This window comes from Acinetobacter sp. FDAARGOS_515 (assembly GCF_003938865.1).
Classification (GTDB): Bacteria; Pseudomonadota; Gammaproteobacteria; order Pseudomonadales; family Moraxellaceae; genus Acinetobacter; species Acinetobacter ursingii.
Window position 1 is genome coordinate 1687229 of record NZ_RKIX01000003.1, and the last position, 21728, is coordinate 1708956.

At 39.8% G+C, this 21728-nt stretch carries 23 protein-coding genes and 3 tRNA genes; 19 read left to right on the forward strand and 7 right to left on the reverse strand.

All coding sequences use genetic code 11. From position 1 onward, the window contains the following. Positions 1-305: 305 nt before the first annotated feature. The 3 genes from EGS47_RS09605 (at position 306) to EGS47_RS09615 (ending at position 4476) form a co-directional block, all read left to right on the forward strand. On the forward strand, positions 306-1409 hold the full coding sequence (locus EGS47_RS09605; protein ID WP_005002038.1) for a hypothetical protein: 1104 nt from the start codon (positions 306-308) through the stop codon (positions 1407-1409). Between the two features lie 118 nt (positions 1410-1527). Next, positions 1528-2121, forward strand: coding sequence for a rhombosortase (gene rrtA / locus EGS47_RS09610; RefSeq protein ID WP_005002041.1), 594 nt, complete (start codon positions 1528-1530; stop codon positions 2119-2121). Positions 2122-2277: 156 nt separating this feature from the next. Further along, positions 2278-4476: a TRAP transporter large permease subunit gene (locus tag EGS47_RS09615; RefSeq protein ID WP_035271860.1), complete on the forward strand. Its 2199-nt coding sequence runs from the start codon at positions 2278-2280 to the stop codon at positions 4474-4476. A 295-nt stretch (positions 4477-4771) separates the two neighbouring features. Here the strand turns inward: EGS47_RS09615 and EGS47_RS09620 are convergent, their stop codons facing one another. From EGS47_RS09620 to rnr, 5 genes are all read right to left on the reverse strand, one after another. Further along, positions 4772-5209, reverse strand: coding sequence for a hypothetical protein (locus EGS47_RS09620; protein ID WP_005002046.1), 438 nt, complete (start codon positions 5207-5209; stop codon positions 4772-4774). A 12-nt stretch (positions 5210-5221) separates the two neighbouring features. Continuing rightward, entirely contained in the window at positions 5222-5431 is a 210-nt protein-coding gene (locus EGS47_RS09625; RefSeq protein ID WP_004985388.1) for a YheV family putative zinc ribbon protein, read from the reverse strand. Between the two features lie 42 nt (positions 5432-5473). After that, on the reverse strand, positions 5474-7513 hold the full coding sequence (locus tag EGS47_RS09630) for a M3 family metallopeptidase (RefSeq protein ID WP_005002047.1): 2040 nt from the start codon (positions 7511-7513) through the stop codon (positions 5474-5476). 161 nt (positions 7514-7674) lie between these two features. After that, positions 7675-8274 (reverse strand): dihydrofolate reductase family protein, encoded by a 600-nt coding sequence (locus EGS47_RS09635; RefSeq protein WP_005002048.1) that lies wholly within the window; start codon positions 8272-8274, stop codon positions 7675-7677. A 37-nt stretch (positions 8275-8311) separates the two neighbouring features. Then, a complete protein-coding gene (gene rnr, locus EGS47_RS09640; protein ID WP_212749723.1) occupies positions 8312-10732 on the reverse strand; it encodes a ribonuclease R in 2421 nt (806 codons plus the stop codon). A 263-nt stretch (positions 10733-10995) separates the two neighbouring features. On the opposite strand from rnr, the gene EGS47_RS09645 reads away from it, so the two are divergent. From EGS47_RS09645 to EGS47_RS09655, 3 genes are all read left to right on the forward strand, one after another. After that, positions 10996-11085: transfer RNA gene (locus tag EGS47_RS09645), tRNA-Ser, on the forward strand. Positions 11086-11096: 11 nt separating this feature from the next. Further along, a tRNA-Arg gene (locus EGS47_RS09650) sits at positions 11097-11173 on the forward strand. A gap of 53 nt (positions 11174-11226) precedes the next feature. Next, a tRNA-Arg gene (locus tag EGS47_RS09655) sits at positions 11227-11303 on the forward strand. Between the two features lie 753 nt (positions 11304-12056). On the opposite strand, the gene EGS47_RS09660 is transcribed toward EGS47_RS09655, so the two are convergent. Both EGS47_RS09660 and EGS47_RS09665 read right to left on the reverse strand, forming a co-directional pair. Continuing rightward, complete coding sequence (locus tag EGS47_RS09660; RefSeq protein ID WP_125269568.1) at positions 12057-13121, reverse strand: phage portal protein; 1065 nt, start codon at positions 13119-13121, stop codon at positions 12057-12059. Continuing rightward, on the reverse strand, positions 13118-14887 hold the full coding sequence (locus tag EGS47_RS09665) for a terminase large subunit domain-containing protein (protein ID WP_125269569.1): 1770 nt from the start codon (positions 14885-14887) through the stop codon (positions 13118-13120). Before EGS47_RS09665 ends, EGS47_RS09660 begins: the two co-directional genes overlap by 4 nt. A gap of 187 nt (positions 14888-15074) precedes the next feature. Here EGS47_RS09665 and EGS47_RS09670 point away from each other — a divergent pair, with 187 nt between their 5' ends. The 13 genes from EGS47_RS09670 to EGS47_RS09725 all read left to right on the forward strand — a co-directional run bounded on the left by EGS47_RS09670 (position 15075) and on the right by EGS47_RS09725 (position 21722). Beyond that, entirely contained in the window at positions 15075-15917 is an 843-nt protein-coding gene (locus tag EGS47_RS09670) for a GPO family capsid scaffolding protein (RefSeq protein WP_125269570.1), read from the forward strand. Positions 15918-15949: 32 nt separating this feature from the next. Next, positions 15950-16957: a phage major capsid protein, P2 family gene (locus EGS47_RS09675; protein ID WP_125269571.1), complete on the forward strand. Its 1008-nt coding sequence runs from the start codon at positions 15950-15952 to the stop codon at positions 16955-16957. Between the two features lie 6 nt (positions 16958-16963). Then, positions 16964-17764, forward strand: coding sequence for a phage terminase small subunit (gpM, locus tag EGS47_RS09680; protein WP_125269572.1), 801 nt, complete (start codon positions 16964-16966; stop codon positions 17762-17764). 116 nt (positions 17765-17880) lie between these two features. Then, positions 17881-18330 (forward strand): head completion/stabilization protein, encoded by a 450-nt coding sequence (locus EGS47_RS09685; RefSeq protein WP_125269573.1) that lies wholly within the window; start codon positions 17881-17883, stop codon positions 18328-18330. After that, positions 18327-18560, forward strand: a complete 234-nt coding sequence (locus EGS47_RS09690) for a hypothetical protein (protein ID WP_125269574.1) — start codon at positions 18327-18329, stop codon at positions 18558-18560. The genes EGS47_RS09685 and EGS47_RS09690 overlap by 4 nt, the downstream gene beginning before the upstream one ends. A gap of 3 nt (positions 18561-18563) precedes the next feature. Continuing rightward, complete coding sequence (locus EGS47_RS09695; protein ID WP_125269575.1) at positions 18564-18776, forward strand: tail protein X; 213 nt, start codon at positions 18564-18566, stop codon at positions 18774-18776. A 7-nt stretch (positions 18777-18783) separates the two neighbouring features. Beyond that, complete coding sequence (locus EGS47_RS09700; protein WP_125269576.1) at positions 18784-19143, forward strand: putative holin; 360 nt, start codon at positions 18784-18786, stop codon at positions 19141-19143. Further along, on the forward strand, positions 19140-19412 hold the full coding sequence (locus tag EGS47_RS09705) for a phage holin family protein (protein WP_125269577.1): 273 nt from the start codon (positions 19140-19142) through the stop codon (positions 19410-19412). The genes EGS47_RS09700 and EGS47_RS09705 overlap by 4 nt, the downstream gene beginning before the upstream one ends. Next, complete coding sequence (locus EGS47_RS09710) at positions 19409-20242, forward strand: N-acetylmuramidase domain-containing protein (RefSeq protein ID WP_125269578.1); 834 nt, start codon at positions 19409-19411, stop codon at positions 20240-20242. Before EGS47_RS09705 ends, EGS47_RS09710 begins: the two co-directional genes overlap by 4 nt. Continuing rightward, positions 20239-20655, forward strand: coding sequence for a hypothetical protein (locus tag EGS47_RS18655; protein ID WP_125269579.1), 417 nt, complete (start codon positions 20239-20241; stop codon positions 20653-20655). Before EGS47_RS09710 ends, EGS47_RS18655 begins: the two co-directional genes overlap by 4 nt. After that, positions 20585-20776: an Rz1-like lysis system protein LysC gene (gene lysC, locus EGS47_RS18520; RefSeq protein WP_267313003.1), complete on the forward strand. Its 192-nt coding sequence runs from the start codon at positions 20585-20587 to the stop codon at positions 20774-20776. Before EGS47_RS18655 ends, lysC begins: the two co-directional genes overlap by 71 nt. Next, positions 20773-21276, forward strand: a complete 504-nt coding sequence (locus EGS47_RS09720; RefSeq protein WP_125269580.1) for a phage tail protein — start codon at positions 20773-20775, stop codon at positions 21274-21276. Before lysC ends, EGS47_RS09720 begins: the two co-directional genes overlap by 4 nt. Further along, entirely contained in the window at positions 21276-21722 is a 447-nt protein-coding gene (locus EGS47_RS09725) for a phage virion morphogenesis protein (protein WP_125269581.1), read from the forward strand. Before EGS47_RS09720 ends, EGS47_RS09725 begins: the two co-directional genes overlap by 1 nt. Positions 21723-21728 lie beyond the last annotated feature (6 nt).

Here is a 21728-nt window from a genome sequence, read left to right on the forward strand (position 1 = left end):
TCATTGCTTTTGTTTTGGCAGTGGTTATAGGACGAGCAGGAACTTTACTCAGGGATTATATTGAACACCATCAATAAATAAGAGTACAACCCATTCTCAGTTAACAAGTAGCATGTGCTGAACCGTCGCAATGCTACTTTTTTTTGCCTAAAATTTGTATAAACACAAGAAAAAAGCCAATCTTTTCATTATTTTTTTATGTCATATTACGTGATTAATATTAGAGTAATTGCTCTTTTATTCGCCTTGTGCATCTGATAAGGTACAACGCAAAGGAAAAATAAAATGATTTCGAGGGATAGAAAATGCCAAAAGTATTCAAAATAGGTCAAGGTTTGGCCGTTGCGGTTCTTGCCTCATCTGTATTGTCTGGATGTTCCTATGTGATTAAATCGGGTGCCAATGTTGCCTTGAATTTTAGTGAAAATCATATTGTTCCACCTATTTTGGCAATGGGTGATGTGGATATGATCTGTAATTCTGGGAATGCATTAACGCCAGCGATTATGGCGACGAAAGATATGGGGGCTGACCCAACTAATATGGCAGTATTACTGTACGCTGGTGCAGGTATGTGTGCTGAGAATCAGGCATTAGAAGGTGAATTACGTTATTTGCGTGCTTCTAAAGCTGGGCAGGTAACGGAAGCCCAAGATGCGCGCATTGAACAAAAACGTTGGGCTGCAATAGCTGCACAGCGTCAATATAATGCTTACCAATTATTTGCGCAGCGTTGGGAAAGTAAATATAAATATCATTTAGGCGAATCTTGTCCAAAAATGCGTAGCGACAAGGATCAACTGACTTATATGCTTGGATTGTTAAGTGGTTTGCAGGCTGTAACCAATGACATCAATTCTGGTGGTGATGTCAATGTGCCCAAAGATATTGCTGGGATTGTTGAACGCAGTATGGCATGCTTGGACAACACCAAGTTTTGGGGTGTGCCAAATGCGACTCGTGCTGTCATCTGGACTTTATTGCCAGGTGCAGATGAGGGTAAACCTGATCCTTATGTGACTTTAAAACAATCCATGCAAATTGGTGAACAAAAAGGGGTGAGATTACCTCACGCGTTATATGCGGTTGCAGCGCAAGCCAGTGGTGATGATAATAAAATTCGTGATGCACTCAGATCGTATGCTGAGTCACGTGGTGATGATAAGCCCGTCAATCCAAACTTCAGATTATTTGATGCAATGGCAGGTGTGATGATTCGCGGTATTTCTGACCGTTACTGGACAGAACATACTGGTGTACGTACTGGTGATGATGGTATGACGACATTCTGGGATGAAAGTGGTAAAACCTCTTCAGAACTGGAAGATTTATTTAATGATGGTGGTGCAGGTAGTACAGATGGCGCAGACACGCAAGCAAGCCCTGCGGAGGAAAAGCCAGCAAAATAAAACAATGAAGTAAAAATGCTGTAAATCTGAAAAATGGACATTTTGACTGATATTGGAGGGGATGAGGTGGTTGAAAAACACCTTATCCCTTTTTGTACATGTAAATGGAGCGCATAGCATGAAAGATGAAGATCTCATTAAAAAAGTGATTTTTATTGCTGTATGTATTTCCATTTCTGCATGTTTACAGGTGTTTTCAGATTGGTTTATTTACTGGCGACCTGCTTTATTAACAGAATTCTGGCGTTTATGGACGGCGCATTGGGTGCATGTCGGTTGGATACATTTTCTACTGAATATGTTGGCGTTTGCCTGTTTGCCTTTTATTTTTCCTCATGCCAGAACACGACATATGACCTTATTATTGATGGTGTTATCGCCATTTATTAGTCTCATGTTTTACTGGTTTATGCCTCATATTGAAGCTTATGCAGGCTTATCTGGTGTGTTGCATGGTATGTATGTTGCTGTTGCGATCGTGTATTTAAAATATCCTAAAGAACGTAATTTCGCTCTTTTAGTTCTAGCGCTGATTGTCATTAAAATTATCTGGGAAAATACGTGGGGTAATAGCCGTACTGCACAACTCATTGGCAGTCCTGTATTGGTTGAGGCACATTGGTTAGGTGCTCTCGGTGGAATACTGGCAGGAAGTGCCTATTTACTCAAACAAAAACTGAAATACGAGAAAGTTGACAAAATAAACCGCTAAAAGTTGCGATCAAGCCATTCTTTAATGGAAAGGTATGTTGCAAATTTAAACAATGGAAAAGGACTGCAATGGGGGATGGAACAACCCGTTGCCAAGGAGAGATCACTTAAAACTATCGCTGGTTTGGGTGATGCTGCAAAAAAAATTGGAAAAGACATGCAAGAAAATCAAGAAAATAGATCTGGCTTGGGTCTCCTGAGTTATATCTGGAACGAATGGATTTCAACATACGTCATCCTCATTATGTTATTGCTAACACTGATTATTGGAACAGGTGAAATGATCCATGGTCAGATGTTGCGTATGGGTGAGCGTTTATATGGTGATCCTGCAAGTGGGATGCAATATTCTTTTTTACGCGCTGAACCACAAAAACCAGACTGTGAGCGCCATCCAAATATCGATGCGCAAGTTCAGCAACAGATGCAAGCCAATAAACATGATGAATTTGCTGACTTTTTTGGTGCAGCATCTGAATCAGACGTCCGTGCTTCATTATTGGCGGCACAACAACTGTGTGAAGAAAAGTATCAGTTTTACGATAAAGCGATGAAGCATATTGAATCGCATCCATCGCTTCGTGCTTATCGCACCATGGAAACCACTTTCTTTGGTATTTTTAAATTTGGTACAGAGAATCGTACGATTTTCCTACTGATTATGGTGTTTTTTGCTGCCATTACAGCCAGCTTGAAAATCCATCATATTGGTCTGCGTAGTCCAAAAACGCGCGTTGATTTCCGTGTTTATTCAGTGGCAATGGTGCTGGGGAATGCACTATTAACCGCATCTACAGTGAGCCAATATCGTTCCCTGATTAATTCAGGTGTGACATTGACCACTGAAACATTGGTCATTGCATGGTTATGGATAGGCTTATTTGGGATCTTGACCTTAATTAGTGTGTACCAACTCTTCAGAATTCCAAAAACGGCATTGCCGGGTGGAAATTTTGGCTTAGCCTTACTCAGTATCCCTTTGTATGCTTTTATGTCCATTTTGACAGGTATTGCATTTACCTTCTTTATGGATTACCCAATGGGGCAAGGGATTTATTTGAGTATTCTGGTCGAATTCTCAGGGATCTTCTTGAATTTGGCGTTATTTATCTGGGCGGGTATGTTGTTAACTCAGACGCGTGTGATGGATTTGTTCCTGAATATTTTACGTCCGTGGAATCTTGCACCTGAAACTCTGACTTGGCTCATTCTCTTAGCAGCGGCAATTCCGACAGCTTATACAGGCGCTTCAGGGATTTTCGTGATCGCGGCAGGTGCGATTATCTATAAAGAGGTCTGGAACTCGGGCGCACGTCGTCAATATGCATTGGCTGTCTCTGCCATGTCGGGTTCATTGGGTGTAGTGATCCGCCCATGTCTACTGGTGGTTCTGATTGCAATGCTGGATAGCCGTCATGTCACGTCTGATGAGTTGTTTGATCATGGCTTCTATGTATTCTGGTTGACGGCATTTATTTTCTTAGGCGTGTCGTTACTGCTTGCTGAAACTAAATTCCGTGTGAATTCACCTAAAGTTGCGATTCCAGGCATGTTACGTGCTTTCATGCCTGTAATTCCTTATATCGTGATCACAGTGATAGTTTTGGCGTTCTATAAGTATGGTCTAGACACCAGTATGAACGAATTCACTGCGCCTGTGATTTTACCACTGGTATTGATTGCGATTATCCTGTTTGACAAGTTGCGTAAAGAGCCAGAATACATCCCTCAAGTAGAGGCGCATGAATCTTTAGTTAAGCAACATGAGCAGGATTCTCCTTACTTACGTGAGCATGGCGCGCAAAGTGACCAATATCGTCGTGGTTTTTTCAGCTCTATGCACTTTGCCACAGCGGAGACCGTCGGGCATATCGGTGCATTGATTATCTTGATGGCGCTTTCTGCGAGTGTTGGTGGTCTGATTGAACGTACCGAAATCGTGGAATATTTACCGACACATTTAGGTAGCATTTATATTTCATTGTTCTTTATTGCGATGCTATTGGCTTTGATTGGAATGTGTACCGATCCATTTGGTGCGGTGATTCTGGTGGCAGCAACTATTGCTCCAGTCGCCTACGAAAATGGTATTCATCCGATTCACTTCTGGATGATTGTACTGGTTGCCTTCGAGTTGGGTTATGTCACACCACCAGTTGCACTGAATCATTTGTTGACGAGGTTATCAGTCGGTGATGAAGAGGTCGCAGCAGCAGATCGTGAAGCTAAGGAAAAATATACCAGTTTCTATTATCGCTATGAGCGTTGGTTATTGCCGATCATGGTGCTATTTCCAGCGTTAATGATTGTGACCTTTGCACCTTATATCTTCAAGATGTTCGGTTGGTATCATTAATCTGCAAAGATAAAATAAAGCACCTTTGGGTGCTTTATTTTTTACGATCAAAATCAATCGCATCATCAAACTAGACTTTATTCAATGATTTATTACCAGAGATATTCTGGATCGCGAATCAACAGGCTTCGTTCTTTAAGGCGTAAATAAGTAAACAGGCTAAAGCCGAATAATTTGATTTAAGCATTTTCTATATAAGTTATAGCGCGTATTTTTTGGCACTTTAATACAGATTTTTTATTGATACCAAAAGTTGGGCCTGTGATGCACAAACCCAAGTTTTTAAGTATAGACTTTATTTTTGCTCGGCCAATTGTGCTTCAAGTAACTTGATTTGTTCCTCTTTCAGTTTAATCAATGTATCGGCATCCTGATGTTGGGCTTGGAGCGTTGATTTCTGATCTTTAAGTTGTGCTTGAATATCATCAAGTTTGGCGATTTCCTCTTTTGCAAGGGAAGGATGCTCTGGCACGGGCGTTTTTAGGATAGAGTCATCCACTAAAGTACTTGGTGCAGGCTCGCTTGCAGCAGATACATCGGCAGTTTTTGTCGATGGTTGTGTTGAATTGGGTAACTTTGTTTGCGTTTCGGTGGTTGGTGTTTGAGTTTTTTCTGATTCATTTCGATTCTCAGCAAAAAACCATTGTGCAGCTAAAAATAACAACACAACGATGCTGATGCCCCCAATAATAATCCATAACAAACGAGAGTTATGGCGTTGTTCTAACGTCATTGCTTAAACCTTTTATTTTGAACGACGTGGTTTGAACTGTATCACTCCGACTTCATCTGCAACTGCGGGAATATCGGGTTCTTCAACATGAGTAGGACGATTTTCACTATAGTCGCACTCGATACATTCAATCCATTCGTCGTCGTTTGTGGTGAGCATGACAATCCGATCTGTGGCACCGCATTTTGGACATTTAGCACCTGCAATAAACCGACGTTTCATTTTGTCACTTCCCAACCACTTACGAACATTTTAATGTTTAGTTTAAGCCGTTTTAGGGTCGCTCGTCCAACCCTGATGACGTAATAATGCATCAATTTTGGGTTCACGACCTCGGAAGTTAACAAATGCTTCTAAAGCCGTATCTTTGCCACCCACCGCAAGAATCGCTTCGCGGAACTCGTGTCCTGTTTTTGTGTTGAAAATACCTTCTGTTTCAAATCGGTCAAAGGCATCACTGGCAAGCACTTCAGCCCATTTATAAGAGTAATATCCTGCCGCATAACCGCCTGCAAAAATATGACTAAAACTGTGTTGAAAACGGTTGTATGATGCAGTTGGCAATACCGAAAATTGACTGCGAACTCCATCTAAAACGGACTGGATTTGTGTGCTGTTCAAAGCAGGATTTTTGGAATGAGTGGTCAAATCGAACAAAGCAAATTCAATCTGTCTAAGGGTCTGCATTCCAGACTGAAAAAAGCGAGCATTTAACAATGCACTGAGTAATTCTTCAGGCAAGGCTTGCTTGGTTTCAATATGTTCACTGAGGACATCCAGACTTTCTTTGTCCCATGTCCAAAACTCCATAAACTGGCTTGGAAGCTCTACAGCATCCCATGCTACGCCGTGTGTGCCTGCGACCGAAATATTATCGACCTCAGTCAGCATGTGATGTAAGCCATGTCCAAACTCATGAAACAGTGTATTGACCTCATCATGGGTGAGTAATGCAGGTTGATTACCCACAGGTGGAGTAAAGTTACAGACCATATAACAAATCGGTTTTTGTAAACCCTGTGTCGTTTGCATACGCGAACGGAAACCACTCATCCACGCGCCACCCCGTTTACCGTTACGTGCATAGAGGTCAAAATAGAATCCTGCAATGACTTTGCCTTGGTCTTCAAGTTCATAATAATGGACGTCAGGATGCCAAACGGGTGCTTGACGCTCAACAATCTGAACACCATATAAGCGATTTACGATCTGAAATAACCCTTGAATAATTTTGGGTGCTGGGAAATACGGTTTCAGGGTTTCTTGAGACAAATTAAATTGTTGTTGTTTAAGTTTTTCTGAATAATAACCACTGTCCCAAGGTTGTAATTGTTCAATGCCATCTTGTTGAGCAATGGTTTTTAGTTCGGCTACTTCTTGTTGAGCAGGCGCGCGTGCATGTTCAGCCAGATCAACCAAAAAGTCATGTACCGTTTGTACATCAGGCGCCATTTTGCTTGCCAGAGAATATTCGGCAAAATCATGAAAACCAAGCAATACCGCCATTTCCTGACGTAGTTTTAGGATTTCTTCCATCACCTCAGTATTATCAAACTCTTTATGATCGGATTGATCTGAAGCGCGGGTGGTATAAGCTTTATATAACGCTTCGCGTAAATCACGGTCTTCGGCATAAGTCATAATGGCTAAGTAAGTGGGCATATCAAGTGTTGCCACAGGTTGATCCAGTTCACGCTGCTGACCATATTGTTTTAACAACTCAATACTGCTTTGTGATAAGCCTTTAAGTTGAGCTTCATTTAAAGGTTTAAAATAGGCCTGAGTTGCATCGAGCACATGATTGGAAAAATCAGAAGAAAGCTGCGATAAACGTGCTGAGATTTCTGCGTAACGTTTTTTGGCTTCACCTTCAAGTGCAACACCTGAAAGTTTAAAATCACGTAAGGCTAAACGGATAGCACTTTGTTGGGCAGCACTTAAACTAGAAAATTCAGCGCTATCATGGATCTGCTGATAGGTTTGATAGAGCGTCGTATGTTGCCCAAGCTGCGTATAATATTCACTTAGAGCAGGCAATAATGATTGAAACACTTCGCGGGTTTGCGCATTGCTCATCACGGCATTTAGATGTGACAAAACGCCCCATGATTCGCTCATATTATTTTCAAGTTCATCCATTTGTTCCAACACATGTACTTGCGCAGCAAAATCAGTTGGAACATTTTGTAAAGTGTCTAAAAACTGCTGACCCTGATGAATATTTTTTTCGATCTCTTGTTTTAGGCTGTCTAGCTGGATGTGATTAAATTGAGGAACGGGAAGCGTTGCTTGCTGTAATGTCATTGTATTCGCCATAATTTTTTAAACTTATGACTAGATGTAAGGGTTTAACGCAAGGAAATCAAGCTGGGCTAAAGATTTATTAAGCGGATTTCTCACAGTGATGATTTGGCTTTATTGATTTGGGCCAACAATCATTCTGAGTAACGTCCATAAAACCAATGTTATTTGAGGATGCGATATTTGATATGGGTGACCAAATCTGTTCCTCTTTGTTCTAATATTTCTAAATTGATCTCTGGCATTTCTTCAAACAAACGTTGACCTTGACCGACAATGACGGGAACGATATGTAACCACAACTCATCAATCAGCCCTGCTTTAAGATATTGATTAACGGTATGCGCACCGCCTGCAATTGCAACATCTTTATCGCCCGCCAATTTTTTTGCTTGTTCAAGTGCGCTCAATATTCCATCAGTGACAAAATAAAAAGTCGTTCCACCTTGTAAACTCAAGCTGTCACGTGCTGTATGCGTCAGAACAAAAACAGGCGCATGATAGGGTGGTTCTTCACCCCACCAGCCTTGCCACGTACTATATTGTGCCCCAGTTGGACCAAACATATTACGACCCATAATAAACGCGCCCGCAGACGTGAGACTGGCGATTTCATTTTTGTTTTGATCTGCTTGACCAAATAACCATTTACATAAACTTTGGTGAATATTGGGTAATTCACCAAAAGGTTTATCTTCGGTCATATGCAGGCCAGCAACGAAACCATCCACAGATATACATATACCGCTTATGACTTTTCCCATACTGACCTTCCTTGATTCTATTAACTGGTCGTTCTATCTAACTGTCCGATTTACTTTTGGCATTGGACTTTTTACGTTTGGGCTTGGTTTTTTTCTTGGGTTTTTCAGCCTTCACTGCTACGGGAGCAACAGCTTTTTTAGTTGACTTCTTACCATACGAACTTGGTTTACTTTTCGATTTCTCTTTTTTACGAGCAGACGGTTCTTTTGAGTCAACTGACTCACCTTGCGCATTAAACACTTGTTCAGTAGTTTGAGCTTTGCTAGTTCGTGGCGCACGACTCCGAATGATTCGACCTGCATGGGTAATTTGCTGAATCAGCTCAAAATCAATTTTACGTTCTTCCAGATTTACCGCAGCGACTTTGATTTTGACTTCATCACCTAGACCAAAAATTTGACCACGATTTTGCCCGATTAAACTTTGGCTCGCTTGATCGTAAAGGAAGAAATCGTCACCCAAATGACTGACATGAATCATACCGTCTACATATAAATCTTTTAAGGTGACAAATAAACCGAACTCAGTTACCGCACTAATAATGCCAATAAACTCTTCACCCAAATGCTGTTGCATATAGTGACATTTCAGCCATGACGTTACGCTACGAGACGCTTCATCTGCACGGCGTTCAGTTTTGGAAAACTGTTCACCTGCGTCATCCAGTGCTGCACCAGAAAGAGGATACGGTTTTTGCTGTAAATGCGCCTTAATCGAGCGATGCAACAACAAATCAGGATAACGGCGAATTGGCGAAGTAAAATGCGTATAGGCTTCATACGCCAAACCATAGTGACCTGCATTTTTAGCGCCGTAATAGGCTTGCATCATCGAGCGTAATAACACTGCATGGATACTTGGTGCATCAATCCGATCTTTGGTCGCTTCAATCACACGTTGATAATCTGCCTGTGTTGGCTGATCAGGGAACGGCAAACCTAGTAACTTAACAAAATCTTTGACTTTCTGAATGCGTGAAAATTCAGGTGCCTCATGCACACGATACAGCATCGGAATATCATGTTCTAAGGCATATTCGGCTGCTGCGACATTGGCAAGCAACATACATTCTTCAATCAATTTATGCGCTTCATTTCGAGTACGCGGTAAAATTTCCTTAATTCCACCCAACTCGTCAAAAGTCATATAGGTTTCAACAGTTTCAAACTCCATCGCATGACGTTTGGCGCGTAGCTCTTTCAGCGTTTGATAAAGTTGAAACAAGGTATTTAGTGATTTTTGAATCGATTTATCGGCAGGAATTGCATCCGTTTTACCTTCAAAATATTGACCGACCTGTGTATAGGTCAGACGTGCTTGAGAATGCATCACCGATGGATAAAATTCATAACTCATCACGCGACCCGCGCGGGAGAGTTTTAAATCACACACCATACACAGACGATCGACATGCGGATTTAAGGAACATAGTCCATTGGATAAAGCTTCAGGCAACATCGGGAGCACAAAATGTGGGAAATACACCGAAGTTCCACGTTCTTGCGCTTCATCATCAAGCGGTTTGCCCAAACGGACATAATGACTGACATCCGCAATTGCCACGACCACGCGGTAACCTCCACCTGCGCGTTTTTCAGCATAGACCGCATCATCAAAATCGCGGGCATCTTCGCCGTCAATGGTCACTAATGGCAAATCACGTAAGTCGATACGACCTTCAATATCTTTTTTCGATGGTTCTTTAAAACTTTCTGCTTCCTCAACGACTTCTTTTGGAAATTCATAAGGTAGACCATATTCTAAAATAGTCTGAGGAATAATAATCTCAGTGTCGGCTTTATCTGCCATCGATTGAATCACATGACCCGTGGCAAATTCTTCGCGGGTTGGATAATCGTCAATTTCAATCCGCAAATAATCGCCCACTTTGGCATGGGCATGTTCAATCAATTGTTTTTCTAAAGGAATCGGCTGATGCGCATTGGGTGCAGCAGGTTGAATATGAAATTCACCTTCATGTTCTGCTACTTTACCAATGAGCTGTTTGACACGATGTTGTGTGACTTCAGTAATAAAACCCCAGCCTTTGCCTTTACGGTCAACAGAGGTCTGACGAACTTTAACCCGATCGCCATTAAATACTAAACGTAACTCGCGCTCAGGCAGTAACAGATCATTTTGTCCATCAATATGTGCAGAACCTAACCCTTTATTATTAATATAAACTGTTGCATCAAAAGTCGGTTGATCGCCAAGGAGCTGAAACTTAAAACCATCTTTGGCAATTTGACCGTCGCGAACCATCGCGCTCAAACGATGACTTAAAGCATCGATACTTTTTTGATCTTTGATTTCAAAATGATCGACCAATTCGGCATGCGAAAGGGGCGTGTCGACTTGTTCGAGTGTATTTAAGATAAGCGTACGACTCGGGATCGGATTATCGTAACGTTCAGATTCCGCTTTCGCTTCAGGGTCAACCCAGTTTTTCATAATGTCTTTTGGCTTCATATTTGAAGATAAGTTTAGCATAGCTTATGCAGGAACATTCTGCATGATCATCATGACAAGTCTATGTGATTTAGTTTTGCTTAGGTATAGCGCAAAGATAGTCATTATATTAACAAGCTGTAAACACTCATTAATTCATTAGTGCGCAATTTTGTTTAAAAAATAGTTGATTGGATAAAAAACTAAGAAAAATTAGATGTGATGACTTGCAGTTCACAGGCTAAGTTTGTATTATGGCGGCTCGTTACGGTGAGATGGGTGAGTGGCTTAAACCACATCCCTGCTAAGGATGCGTACGGGTAACTGTACCGAGGGTTCGAATCCCTCTCTCACCGCCACTTTACTTAATGCGCTCATAGCTCAGCTGGATAGAGCACTTGGCTACGAACTAAGGGGTCGGGAGTTCGAATCTCTCTGAGCGCACCAACTAATTAAGTATTTGAAAAGTAACGAAGCCTTAACATAGGCACACAAGTATTGCGCTCATAGCTCAGCTGGATAGAGCACTTGGCTACGAACTAAGGGGTCGGGAGTTCGAATCTCTCTGAGCGCACCAACTTGATGAATATACCTTTTTAATACCCAATCTATTCCCATTCTCAAAAATTGATTTGTTTAAAATATAAACATAATCGATTTGTTCTTTATTTTGAAAAAATCTTTACGGTCTATAAAATTTTAAGTAATAAAGTAATATTCTTAATTTAATTATTAATATTCAATACCTTATGGGTTTTTTTTAAAGTAATATTTAAGTAATAAACAAGTAATTTAATACTGTATAAATTTGTGATTTATCTTTCACATCTGTATTAATAAAATCAAATACTTATAAAATATTACTTCAAAAATTACAAAAAATTACTTAAAAAAGTAATAAATATTTCATTTTAATTTCAATAACTTAGTTGTGTAAATTACTTTATTACCTCAAATTATTGCTAGGTCATCCAAAAGACTCAATTTTTAACCTTTTGCAATGTCCTCGGTATCTTCAATGTTCGTAAGATTTTGCGGTGAAATATTTGTTTGCTTGTCAGAAATGCAAATGCATAATTTGCAGTGAAATGCAGTATTTGAAAAATTCAAAAAGACTTGAAACACTCTAATAACAATAAACCTTTGGCTATTTTCTCGTTTAGCTTGTTGCTGTAGTAAAACTGACCTATTTAGAGTGGGCAGGTGGGGTGGGGCAACTGCGCGGCTGCGTCTGTGGAAATCATTCAAATGATAATAATTCTCAATAACTTGAGTTTTTCAATAAATACAAAAAAAGCCTGCATTTGCAGGCTATCTTCATAAATGATGGTTACTTTGTAGTTATCAACTCAAACTCTTTAAACTTAATGACTTCATCACCAATCAGTTCATTAAGTTGAAGCATCTTGGCTTTCAATGGGCCACCTTCATTAAAATTATATGCTTCTGATGCAGATTTAATATCACCAAATCCGCCTGCATTGTTTGGAATGATACCAAGCAACTGAGGATAGACTCGCATTGATGCGAGCATGTCATCCCGACTGGTACCTTTGATACTAACGAAATCATCCTTTGCAGCAATCTCAGATGTGGGAATGACTTGAATACCATCCTTTTTACCATTTGGGCTGTAATAGAACAGGTTACGAAAGTTCCCCGGACCTTTACTTTCTTTCAGTGCTGTTCTAAGTGCAGTAATGTCATTTGGATCTGAAGCTGGGTCATTCACATAAAGAATAAATCCTGCATGTGATCCATTGTTATAATATTTACGACGGAACAATGTAGCTGAGTCATTGAGCCAAGCACTTTGTAGAGCAGATAAATATTCAGGCACACCATAAATCTCTTGATCAATGTCTGTTTCACGAACATGAAACACTCGACCATTCATGAATTCATGTTCAACATAACCATTGTGATCATTGGACAAATAAAAATATTGACCAGGTAAATTACCAACTCGTGTGTATTTCGACAAAGCAGCTTTAAGCTGAATGCGATTATTCAAACGTGATCGAATATCTTCTAAGTAAAAGTTACCACTCCATAAAATATCCAAAGCGATTTGATCAAAATCTTTTTTACTCAAATGTGGATGTGGAATAAATAAATTCGATAAATAATTCTTCTTAAAATTGATTGCACTACTTAAATATGGTGTGCCTTTTACCGTTTTTGATAAACCATGTAAATTGGCTTGTGGTTCATACCAACGGCCATTGAACCAACATTCCATATAATTTGATAAATCATGGCCATCAGTTATTGGTATTGCATCTCCAAATGTAAATGCCTCAGTTTTAGGATTTGAATGCATAGGAAAGTTAGGATGAGGGCGTAAATTCAATGCATTACTTAAAATGTTTTTTGCAATAGAAAATGGTTTCATGAATAAATCTCGATCATTGAAGAATTGGTTTCTGTAATACCTGCGAGTGGTTCGTTATAAATTGCATGCATGAGTGCCCATGCAAGATCCGCATGACCAACATCATCCGAACGCCCAGCTGTAAACGTGATTTGTTTTTGTGAAGCAGTTAGTGTTTTTTTAATGCTCATTAATGACTGAGTTAAATCTTTGTTGCCTGAGTCATACTCAAGACGCCCATTTCTGATGACATCCAATGTCTTATAAACAAGATTCGATTTAACTTCTGGCGAGTAATTAAATGTGGTCAATGCAGGGAAAAACTGGCGTACAAGTTCTGCAACACCATAGCCCATACCCGTAGTATCAATTCCGATATAAACCACGTTATAACGAAGAGTTATATTTTTGATGTGTTCTGCTTGTTGAGCAAAATCATCGCCTTTGAATTGATGACACTCCAGAACTCGGAATTTTCCACCAGGAACAAGAGGAGGGGCAACAACAACTAAACCTGCATTATCACCTGTTCGTGCAGGATCATAGCCGACCCACACTGGTCTATTTGCAAAAGCTCTTGCATGATGTGGTTTGAAATCATTCCAAACTTCAAATGTATCCACCATGCAACATTGCAACATGCTAAGCGGAAACATGGACTGACCATCATCGACAAATTTACACATGAACAAGTTTTGAAAATCGTCAGGCGCATATTCAAATTTGAGTCGTTCAATGTTAAATAAATCACATCCGCCAGCCTTTGCATCTTCTACAGTGACAATCTGACGCCACATCAAATCTTCACAAACACGTCCATCTTTTAAAGCATCATGACTAACATCAATTTTTAATTGCTGGTCTTTAGTCCGACCTTTATTGAAACGAGTACCTGTCCAAAACTCATAGGCTTCATGTGTAATTGTTGAAGGTGTTGAAAAATAAGTTTTTCTCCATGTCTCATGTGTTGCCATTGCTGAAGCAACTTTTTCAAGTTCAGCAAAACCATGAGTCCAGAAAATTTCATCAAAATACAAATTTCCATGATGACCTTGAGCCGTTCTATAGTTGGTACCTAAAAACCGAAGTTCAGCACCATTAGAAAGAACAATAGGATCACCAGTGAGTTCAACACCACAGATTTCTTCTGCATAAGTTCGTATGTAATGCTTAAAAATATGAGCTTGAGCTTTTGAAGCAGATAAGAAAATCTGATTTCGACCTGTTTTTAGTGCATCGATTAGTGCTTCAAATGCAAAATAATATGTTGCACCGATCTGACGACTTTTTAGGATCATTCTAGAACGCTGATCCATTGCGCGGTACCAAGTCCATTGGTACTCAAACAGACGTTCTTCAAATGCCAGTATCATTTCTTCGATCTGTTCTTCATCAAAATGGTTCGGTACTTTTTTACGAGGTGCTGAGTTACGTCTTTGAATATTAGGATTTAGATCAGCTTCAGATCCATCCAAGCGATATTTTTCTATTCGAGCGAACTCTTTATAAGTCCGCATTAACAAATCAATTTCTTTGATATCACCAGATGTTTTTTTATTTTTAAGAATAAGTTGCATCAAACGTACAGTCAGTGCACATTCAACACGATTTTCAGGCTTTTCTTTTTCCCATTCGTCCCGTGTTTTCCATGCCTGAACTGTCCGCTCTTTTTCTTCGAGTACTTCTGCTATATCGACAATTTTCCAACCAAGCCAATAAAGGAACTTTCCTTTCAGCTTGTTGTCCATGATCAAGTGCAGATTTGCGATGGGGGATAGGTCATTCATTACAATGTTTTGCTTATTTTCTATAAGCAAACATTGGCAGTAAGAAATCTAACAATCAGTTCATGTAAGTTGTAAAAAGGCTTAATACAAAAGGGTTTAATTGCTTGGTTAGCGCATAATTGCCCATTCTGCACCTATTCAAAAACGTGATTTTTATCCGTCCATTTTTTTATGAATAGGTTTGCAAATGAGCAAAGAAGATAAGAAATATAAATCGAAGTGGTTTCGTATTGCCGTGGCAGGGGATACCACAGATGGTCGTGAAATTCAGCCAGAATGGATCGTCCAAATGGCACAGAATTATGACCCAAACACTTATGGTGCTCGCATCAACATGGAGCATTTCCGTTCAGTTTTTCCTGACGGTGTTTTTGGTGCGTATGGCGATGTTCTTGCATTAAAAACTGAAAAAGTCACAATCGATGGTGAAGAAAAAGATGCATTATTCGCCCAAATCGAACCAACTCAAAGTCTGATTGATCTCAACCAAAAAAGACAAAAAGTTTATACATCCATTGAAGTTGATGAAAACTTTGCAAATAAAGGCTCAGCGTATTTAGTTGGTTTGGCTGTAACAGATAGCCCTGCTTCATTGGGGACTGAGATGTTGGCTTTCGCTGCAGGTGCGACAGTCAATCCATTAGCTGATAAAAAACAACGTCCCGAAAACCTTTTTACAGCTGCTGTCGAAACTAAATTCGAATTTGAAGAAGTTAAACCGCAGCAAACTTATTCCGCAGGCTTACTCGATAAAGTAAAAAAACTATTTACAAAACAAGAAAAAGCAGAGCAAAAGTCTGCGGAATCTTTTTCTGAGCAAGAACAAGCCATTGTTGAAATCGCAACTGAAACAGCAAAGCAAGGTGAAGTGGTTGCTGACTTAGAAACCAAATACAGCACTTTGAATACAGCTCATGAGCAACTACAAAAAGATTTCAATGAATTTAAAACCAAGTTAGATGGTGAGCCTGATCAACAGCCACGTCCAACTTCTGGGAATTCAAAATTTACTGAAACTGTCGATTGCTAATCACAACACTATAAATATAAAGAGAAAAGTTTATGCTTTTATTCACACGTAAAAAATATACAGCAGCCATGGTTCAATTGGCATCTGTCAACGGTGTTGAAACAGTCAATACGCAGTTCAACGTATTACCATCAGTTCAACAAAAATTGGAAACAAAAATTCAGGAATCTTCTGAATTTTTGAGTCGAATCAATATTTTTCTTGTTGAACAAATGTCTGGTGAACGTATTGGCATGGGGATTTCAGGTCCAATTGCTTCACGTACCAATGTTGATATTGAAGACCGTCAAACTAAAGACCCATCAACATTAGATAGTCGCAAATACTTACTACAAGAAACAGATTTTAATACGCACATTAAATACAGCACGCTTGATCAATGGGCGAAATTTCAAGACTTTTATGCGCGATTCCGTAGCGTTATTGTTGAACGTCAAGCTCTTGATCGGATTATGATCGGTTTCAACGGTATAAAAATTTCACCAACAACAGATATTGCTGCAAATCCTTTGCTTCAAGATGTCAACAAAGGCTGGTTGCAAAAGCAACGTGAAGAAAATCCAACACGTGTTCTATCTTCAGGTTCTGTTGTCGGTAAGGTCACTGTCGGTAAAACAGGTGATTTCAAAAACTTAGATGCATTGGTGATGAATATTACTGATGAATTCATTGCACCATGGCACCAAAATGCAGATTTAGTCGTGATTTGTAGCCGTAAATTACAATCAGATAAATACTTCCCATTGGTCAACCAAGTTCAAGCGAATTCTGAAAAATTGGCAGCTGATATCATTATCAGCCAAAAACGCATGGGGAATTTACCTGTTTATGCAGTGCCATTCTTCCCAGAAGACACATTACTTGTGACCACTTTCGACAACCTTTCGATCTACGTGCAAGAAGGTGCACGTCGTCGCACCATCATTGACAATGCAAAACGCAAACGAGTCGAAAACTTTGAATCTTCAAACGAAGACTACATGATTGAAGATTTAGAGCTTTGCGCGATGGCTGAAAACATCGAAATTTTGCCAGAGTAATCGACTATGCGTAATTTTGCTCGTGAACATTTCGCAAAACACCAAGCAAGAAAAGCAGCTGAAACGGCTGCTGAGTTTGGCACGATGCAAGACATGACGGCTTATGAGTTGCAGATGGTGCAACTTAATAATGATCGTCAACGTCTCAAACAAATCCAAGCCACCGCAGCTAAAGTTGTTTTAAAAACAGCTTTGCTTCCAAATTATTTACCATATATCGAAGGCATTCTTGAAGCTGATAAATCTATTCAAAATGAAGTCTTTATGACTATTTTAGTTTGGTGTATCGATGTTGGTGATTATGTCAAAGCATTGGAATTAGCAGAGTTCGCTTTACGTCATAACATGATCATGCCAGATGCATTTAAGCGCAATACAGCAACTTATGTCGTTGAAACCATTGCTGAAGCATTTTTAAAGCAACTGAAAACCGATGCGGCAGTTGATATTTCAGTCTTAGAGCAAGTTGAACAATTGATTCTAAATGCTGATTTAGATCCAAAAGTATTGGATATGCCGAACCAAGCCAAAGCCAAATTGTATCTAGCTTTGGGTAAAGCCACAGTCAAACTCATTCAGAGTAAAGATGAACCGAGTGATGCGGATCTTATACATGCTCAATCTGCACATGTTTATTTAACTGCGGCATTTGAATTAGATGAAAAGTCTGGAGCCTTAGGCGAACTCAAAGCAACCAAGAAATTTCTTGATAAATTTGCAGATCGTTTACCTAAGCCTGATTTAGAAGAAAGCAACGAATCAGAAGAAAATACTGAACCAAATGCTGGAGATCATTCTCCGACATAAGAGTGCCCACGCACCGCATGGGCGAACAATTTCAGTGTCATTACACCGTAATACACACTCAGAAAATTGTTCCCACCCATGCACTAAATTCAACAAAACCAAAGGCAGGGGACAGCATGGGATTCGTCGCAAATGGCAATACAACACCAAGTCAAATCATCATCGAAAGTGACCCGTTTTATCCGAGTGTTGGTCTTGATCATATCCGAGAAATTGTCCGTATTGACGGAGCTGTCACCAACGAACGACTTAAACAAACCATCATTGAAGAAGTCATCGACTTAAATCGGTTACTTAAATCCTTGAAAGAAAAAGTCTCTGCTCTATCAGATCTCGCTGAAACTCAGATCAATGACCAACCTGCAACCGACTTTTTATATTTATCTGCGGTTGCCAATGGTGTCGCAGCGAAGGTCAATGAGAACTATCGCAATTATGACAGTTCCAATTCAGGTAGGAAAAAAGCAGAGCAAGCTGAATGTACGGTTGATGATTATCGACGCAATCGACAATGGGCAATTCAACAGTTGCTCGGTGAAAACCACACCGTAGTGGAGTTGATATGAAAATGAATATTTCATCAAAGGAAACACATCAACGGGTTCATTTCTATCGTTTTTCTCAGAAAGAGTTAGAACGACTTGCACTTGAAAGAATTGCTACTGAACTTGGTTTGGATTTGCAATCTCAAGCAATTCAACCTGAGGCACGCGTTCTTACTCAAAATAATGGGATTAATCCAACGACGTATGAATGTGAAATTCGAATTGTAGAAGTATTGGATTGTAAGGATTAGTTCATGGCTAAAACTATCACTGCTCTGCAAAACGACACTGTTGATGCGATATGTTGGCGTGAGTACGGTCGTAGCTCAGGCGTGGTCGAAATGGTTTTAACTGCCAATCCCAAACTTGCTGCATTTGGTCCATTTATTCCAATGGGGACACAAGTCACGTTGCCTGAAATTGAAACACCGCAACAAACAAAACAAACCATAAACTTATGGGACTAATAACAAGATGCCAGAACCAACCACAACAGCAGCTGCAACAGCAATTACTTTAAGTGCAGCTTCACTTTTACCCTTTATCAACGGCAATGCATTGTTGGGGGCAGTTTTTGGCGCAGCACTATTTGCTACGACTAAAAAAGATTTAAAACCCTTACAACGTATGCTGACTATGCTTTTAGCAACGGGCATTGGTTATTTGCTTACACCTGAAATTACATCCCGTTCATTTATTAGTAATGACGCAACAGCTGGAATGGTCGCAGCCATTTTTTCACTTCCCATTATTTTGAAAATCATGGTGTGGGTAGATCAGTCCAACTTAACAGACATCATCAATAAAATTTTTCGTGGTGGAGGATCATCATGATGGAACAATTATTTCAATTTATCGCACTTATTGCATACATGATCTGCGGTTTTCGTATCATTTGCTTTAATTCTGAAGGTCTACGTCACCGCCAAGGGTACTCGATTCTTGCTGCTATTCTGATCGGTGCATTCATGGGACAAACCATCCATATTTTATTTTTTAAAGATCCTGTGACGTTGTGGGATGCAGTTTTTGCAGTGCTCCTAGCAGTACTGATTATTAAAGCCAAAGGTAATGTGGCCAAACTGATCTGGAGTGCATCATGAGTTTAATTAAATTTGGTGCTCGAGGAGATGCTGTTGTTATTATCCAGAAACAGCTTATAGCACTTGGTTTTATGGGTTTAAATTCGAAACCACTTAATCCAGATGGCGACTTTGGTGCGAATACCGAATATGCCGTGATTCAATTTCAACGCAAACATGGTTTAGTTGATGATGGCAAAGTAGGTGATAAAACCCGTACAGCATTGATGGGTGGAAGTACTGATAAGTTTTTAAAAGGTGCAGACTATCTAAATGCTGCAGTTCGTCTCAATGTACCAGAACTTAATATTCGTGCATTTGGTGCAACCGAAGCGCGTGGTGTTGGTTTTTTGAAAAATGGCAAAGCCAAGATTCTATTTGAACGCCATAAAATGTATGCATACCTAGTCAAATTTAAAGGCAAAGCCTTTGCCATTGAACAAATGCGTTTGTTCCCAAATCTGGTCAACACCGCTATTGGTGGCTATAAGGGCAATGAAGCTGAATATACCCGTTTGTCACTTGCTAAAAATATCAATGAAGAAGCTGCACTTATGTCCTGTTCTTGGGGACAGTTCCAAATCATGGGCGAAAACTGGCAAGACCTCGGCTACAAGTCTGTATTTGAGTTTGTTGAGCAAATGCAAACCAGTGAATCTTTACAATTAGAAGCATTTATCCGTTTCATTGAGACCAAAAAGGGTTTACTGGCAGCTTTACACAAAGAAGATTGGGACACAGTCTTCCGTTTATACAACGGTCCTAACTATAAAAAACTCGGTTATGAAGCCAAATTCCTTGCGGAACGTGCACATCTTGAACCGATATACGGAGTACAAAAAGCATCATGATGGCTTTCACCGTACTTCGCCCTTTTGCAAAGCCAATATTGGCTTTGCTTTTATGTTTTGTGCTGTTTTTAGCATTTAAACATTACACCCATGTTCAACAAAAAATTGGTCAGTTAGAACAACAACTTGTAGAAAAACAACAGCAGCTGCAAAGCCAAGATCAAACACTTGAAAAAATCCGAACCCAAGTACTTGAGCAAAGCAAATCCATTGCAGAACTACAAAAAGCACAAACAGAGCTTCAGCGTAATTATGAACAGCGCAAAGTTACGCTGAACGAGATATTTACCCATGATCAAGACAGTAAAAATTGGGCTAGTCAGCCTGTGCCTGACGCTATCCGTGGCATGTTCAATAGCCCCCCAAAAACACCAGGTGCAAAAACTCTATCCAGTGCTCAGCCCATGCACTAAACCCATTTTTGTATTGAATACCAATCAAGACTTAGTTTTTGCGCTAGAACAAACCGAATTGGCACGTTCACTTTGTGCAGCTCAAGTAGATGCGGTCATAAAAATTCAGGAACAACCATGAAAAAATTGGAAAGCCTACGCACTCACATGCTTAACGCAGTTAAAGAATTACAGCGTGATCCTGAACGTATGCTAATTTTTACCGAAAAAGGTAATGTTCGTTGTACTTTGGCCAACGGGCTTTCATTTGAATATGTCTATGATCTCAATTTGATTTTGACTGAGTATGCAGGTGATTTAGACGCAGTCATGATTCCATTACTGGACTGGGTACGTATCAATCAGCATGAATTATTATCGAACTTGGAAAAAAGCAAAGATGCCTTTAAGTTTGAAACTGTTGTCTTAAACAACGGTACCGTAGACCTTGCATTGACACTTCCACTCACAGAACGAGTCATCGTCAAACGCAATGATGACGGCACTTTAAGTATTTCATTTCCTGACGAGCCTCAGTATGAAAAAGCATTACCATCTCAACTGTTTAAAATGATCGATAGTAAAACGGGACAAACTTTGGCTGAATGGCAGTCAGCAGAACCAGAGGAACAATATTTCTAATGGCAGAACTCGAAGCACTTACAGAAAATCTGGGTAGTATGCTGAATCAACTCAGTGATCAAGAACGACGCAAATTAGAAATGCAGATTGGTCGAAAGTTACGAGCATCGCAAAAAAGCCGAATCACAAAACAACAAAATCCAGATGGTTCGGCCTATGTTCCAAGAAAGTTTCGTCTCCGGGACAAGAAAAATAAAATCAAAAATAAAATGTTCAATCTGATTAAAAATGCCAAATATATGCGTTTTGAGCGCACTACCCAAGGCATCGCCATTGGTTTTGCAGGACGTGTGGCATTTATTGCCCGAGTTCATCAATACGGTTTACGCGACAAAGTCGAAAAAGATGGACCAACTGTAAAATATGACCCTCGTGAACTTTTAGGTTTTACAGCAGAAGAAATGGATATGATTGAAACTGAAGTATTTAAATTTATTTCAAAATGATTTGTA